Source organism: Pseudomonas sp., from assembly GCF_026224925.1.
Lineage (GTDB): Bacteria > Pseudomonadota > Gammaproteobacteria > Pseudomonadales > Pseudomonadaceae > Aquipseudomonas.
Window position 1 is genome coordinate 1 of the sequence record NZ_JAMFRV010000777.1, and the last position, 3,677, is coordinate 3,677.

The 3,677-nt window shown below is 56.9% G+C and carries 3 protein-coding genes and 1 pseudogene; 3 read left to right on the top strand and 1 reads right to left on the bottom strand.

Translation table 11 applies throughout. The features are described 5' to 3' along the window. A pseudogene (locus M0974_RS32615) lies at positions 1-105 on the top strand (class II aldolase/adducin family protein); the annotation flags it as partial. A gap of 224 nt (positions 106-329) precedes the next feature. Here the strand turns inward: M0974_RS32615 and M0974_RS32620 are convergent. Beyond that, positions 330-1,418, bottom strand: a complete 1,089-nt coding sequence (locus M0974_RS32620) for an LLM class flavin-dependent oxidoreductase (RefSeq protein WP_297846372.1) — start codon at positions 1,416-1,418, stop codon at positions 330-332. Positions 1,419-1,667: 249 nt separating this feature from the next. Between M0974_RS32620 and M0974_RS32625 the strand changes: the two genes are divergently transcribed. Both M0974_RS32625 and M0974_RS32630 read left to right on the top strand, forming a co-directional pair. After that, positions 1,668-2,543 (top strand): ABC transporter permease, encoded by an 876-nt coding sequence (locus M0974_RS32625; RefSeq protein ID WP_297846374.1) that lies wholly within the window; start codon positions 1,668-1,670, stop codon positions 2,541-2,543. Between the two features lie 2 nt (positions 2,544-2,545). Continuing rightward, positions 2,546-3,331, top strand: coding sequence for an ABC transporter ATP-binding protein (locus tag M0974_RS32630; protein WP_297846376.1), 786 nt, complete (start codon positions 2,546-2,548; stop codon positions 3,329-3,331). Positions 3,332-3,677: the final 346 nt, after the last annotated feature.

Below are 3,677 nucleotides of genomic sequence, written 5' to 3' on the forward strand. Positions count from 1 at the left end.
GAACAAGCCAAAGTCTTCAAAAGCGGGGTTGGTCCTGGTGTCGCAAGGCACTGGAATGCACTGATTCGCCAGCTTGAGCGCACGGATGTTGAATATAAGCAGTGAGGTAGGCTGCACTGCACAGGCCTTTCCCGATACGAATTCGGTCCCACGGGGGAGATATGTAATCTCCTTGTGGGACCGAATTCATTCGGGAAGCTGGTAACTCGGTGGACCTGTTTCAAAAAACCTGTAGGAGCCAATTTGATGCGGTGTGTCAGACACACCGCATCAAACCTCTCGCCAACCAGTTGTCTCCTCCTATAGAGGCTGGGTCTGGCGCTTGTTTATCAAGCGACTTTTTCCTGCGTCGCACGCTCACGCTGGGCGACCAGTTCACGGGTCAGGGGGATGAGTTTTTTGCCGTAGTCGATGGCATCTTCCAATGGGTCGAAACCACGAATCAGAAAGGTGGTAATTCCCAAGTCATAGTAATCAAGCAGCGCTTCGGCAACTTGCTCAGGTGTACCCACCAGCGAGGTCGAATTGCCCTGTGCCCCGAGCAGCCCAGCAATACCGGTCCACAAGCGCTTATCTAGACGAGAGCCTTGAGCCGCGGCCGCCAGTAAGCGACGCGAGCCTTCATTCGGCGGCTCACGTTTCACAAAACCATTTGCTTGTGCGATCGCTGTGGCTCTTTGCAGAATGCTGTCGGCGCGGGCCCAGGCCTGGTCTTCCGTGTCCGCCAAGATCGGTCGTAGCGATAAACTGAAGCGAACCGTCCTACCGTGTTTTGCAGCTTCAGCCCGGACCTGTTTCACCACGTCGCGCACTTGCTCGTAGGTCTCGCCCCACAGCGCATAAACGTCAGCGTGCTTGCCAGCCACCGCAATGGCGGCAGGTGACGACCCCCCAAAGTACACCGGGATATGTGGCAGTTGCGGCGACTTGACCGCCGAATGCGCACCCTCGAACTGGTAATACTCGCCGTGATAATCGAACGGCGCATCACGCGTCCACTCCTGGCGCACCACGTCCAGGTACTCATCAGTGCGTGCGTAGCGTTCGTCTTTACCAATGAAACTACCGTCGGCGCGCAATTCCTTGTCGTCGCCGCCGGTAATGATGTGTATCGCCGTGCGCCCACCGTTGAACACATCCAGCGTTGCAAACTGCCGGGCCGCCAACGTTGGGGCAATGAAGCCAGGGCGATGAGCGATCAAAAACTTCAAGCGGCTGGTCACGCTCGCCGCATGCGCCGCCACAAAAGCGCTGTCTGGACTATTGGAGTGAAATGCCACCAAGGCCCGATCAAAGCCGGCCTCTTCATGGGCGCGTGCAACCTTTTCAACATAGTCCGGTTGAATGGTCGGACCGCTGCGGGGGTGAATTTCCGACCCTGGTTGGGTGGCAATGTAACCGATGAATTCGATGCTCATAGAGACTCCTTCTTATGAATTGCGCGACCGCGTGACCCGCAACATAATTGCATCGGCAAAGCGTGTGAAATTCTATTTAGGTCTAAGTTAATTATAAAAAATATGCATTTTATAGAATGATGGAAATTAATTTATTTAACTATTAGGTTATTCCTAAATAGAATTTCACTGAGGTTTTTTATACGAATAGCATGGCTACACGTCTAGGGCCGCTTTGCCCAGCTCGCGCGTTACTCAGAAGGAAGTCTCATGTCCGAAACAACCCTTGATCCTCAACGTGCTGATGCGGGCTTCTTCACCGTAAGCAAGCCTGCGCAGATCGACGTGTCGTCGGGCCAGAATGCAGTCAACGGCAAACGCTGGCGTACGCCCGATTACGCTCTTCGCTTGCTCAGTCCCATCATCCTGCTGCTGCTCTGGGAACTTGCGTCGCGGGCAGGCTGGATTCCCTCTCGAGTGATCGCGGCGCCGTCGCAAATTGGCGATACCCTGTGGGCAATGATCATGTCTGGCGAACTCGGCAAACACCTGTGGGTATCGCTGCAACGCGCATTAACCGGCCTAAGCATTGGCGTCAGTATTGGCGTGGTAACCGCACTGATCAGCGGCTTATCCAAGCGTGGCGAACTGGTTCTGGACTCGCCGATGCAAATGCTGCGGACCATTCCTGCGCTGGCACTGGTGCCGCTGTTCATCCTCTGGTTCGGCATTGGCGAGTTCACCAAGATCGCGCTGATTGTCACCGGCACCACCTTTCCGGTGTACCTCAATCTTTTCTCCGGGATTCGCAACATCGACCCGAAATTGATCGAGGCCGCCAACACGCTCGGCCTCAATCGTCGTGAGCTGATCTGGCACGTTATCCTGCCCGGCTCGCTGCCTTCGTTCTTTGTCGGCCTGCGTTATTCCTTGGGTATTTCCTGGCTGGCGCTAGTGTTCGTCGAACAGATCAACACCACGGCGGGCATCGGTTTTCTCGCCAGCGATGCCCGGGACTTTATGCGCACCGACGTGATCGTCATTTGCCTGTTGATCTACAGCGTTCTCGGCTTGGTGATCGACGGCATCATCCGCACGCTGGAGCGCTATGCGTTGGCGTGGCGTCCTACATTTGTGAGGAATTGAACATGGCTGCTCTCGACCTTTTGCACACAGCGTCTGCCCCGGTTCAATTGCGCAATGTAGTTCGCCAATTTGGCCAGCAGCGGGTGATTGATGGCCTTGATCTGGACATCGCGCCGGGGGAGTTCGTGGCATTGCTCGGCGCCAGTGGTTCTGGCAAAACCACCTTGTTGCGGGCTTTGGCCGGGCTGGACTCCATCGACAGTGGCGAGTTGCGGGTGCCGCTGGCGCGGGCTGCGGTGTTTCAAGAGCCGCGTTTGATGCCGTGGAAAAGTGCCTGGAAAAACGTGGTGCTCGGTTTGCGCGTCGGTGACGCCAAACGCCGTGCGGTGGAGGCGCTGACCGAAGTCGGCCTCGCCCATCGCCTGAATGCGTTCCCCGCAACCTTGTCGGGTGGCGAAGCACAACGGGTGGCGCTAGCTCGCGGTCTGGTGCGTGAGCCAAAGTTGCTGTTGCTCGACGAACCCTTTGCCGCCCTCGACGCCTTGACCCGGATTCGCATGCACCAGTTGATCATCGATTTGTGGCGCAAACACACGCCGGCGGTGCTGCTGGTGACCCACGACGTGGACGAAGCGATTCTGTTGGCCGACCGGGTGATCGTGCTCGCCGATGGCAAGATCGCCGACGATATTCGTATTGAATTGCCGCGTCAGCGAGACACTGGTCAGCCGGGTTTTCAAGCCATCCGTGCGCGCCTGTTGGGGTTACTGGGCGTTGAAGTGGCCAGCAATGGGGCGATCAGCGAGCGGTCGATCCACGAGAAAGTGCGCCGTATTGCCAGTGCGTAATAACGGCAATCCCCTGTAGGAGCCAAAACTTGTTCGCGAAGGCCACACCTCGGTATTTCTGATGTACCGCGCTGCCTGCTTCCCGAACAAGTTCAGTCCCACAGGGTTCTCGGCATGGCGCTGGAGTTGGGGTATTTCCCCGATTCTGTGGGACCGAATTCATTCGGGAAGACCGCGCCTCGGTATTTCTGACAAACCGCGTCGTCTGCTTCCCGAACAAGTTCAGTCCCACAGGGTTCTCGGCATGGCGCCTGAGTTGGGGATATTCCCCTTTTCTGTAGGAGCGAACTTGTTCGCGAAGGCCGCGCCGCGGTATGTCTGATGCACCGCGCTGCCTGCTTCCCGA

What these genes read in the sequence shown, in the direction of transcription:
- M0974_RS32625 (WP_297846374.1), top strand. Translation starts at nt 1,668, where the DNA reads ATGTCCGAAACAACCCTTGATCCTCAACGTGCTGATGCGGGCTTCTTC.
- M0974_RS32630 (WP_297846376.1), top strand. Translation starts at nt 2,546, where the DNA reads ATGGCTGCTCTCGACCTTTTGCACACAGCGTCTGCCCCGGTTCAATTG.
- M0974_RS32620 (WP_297846372.1), bottom strand. Translation starts at nt 1,418, where the DNA reads ATGAGCATCGAATTCATCGGTTACATTGCCACCCAACCAGGGTCGGAA.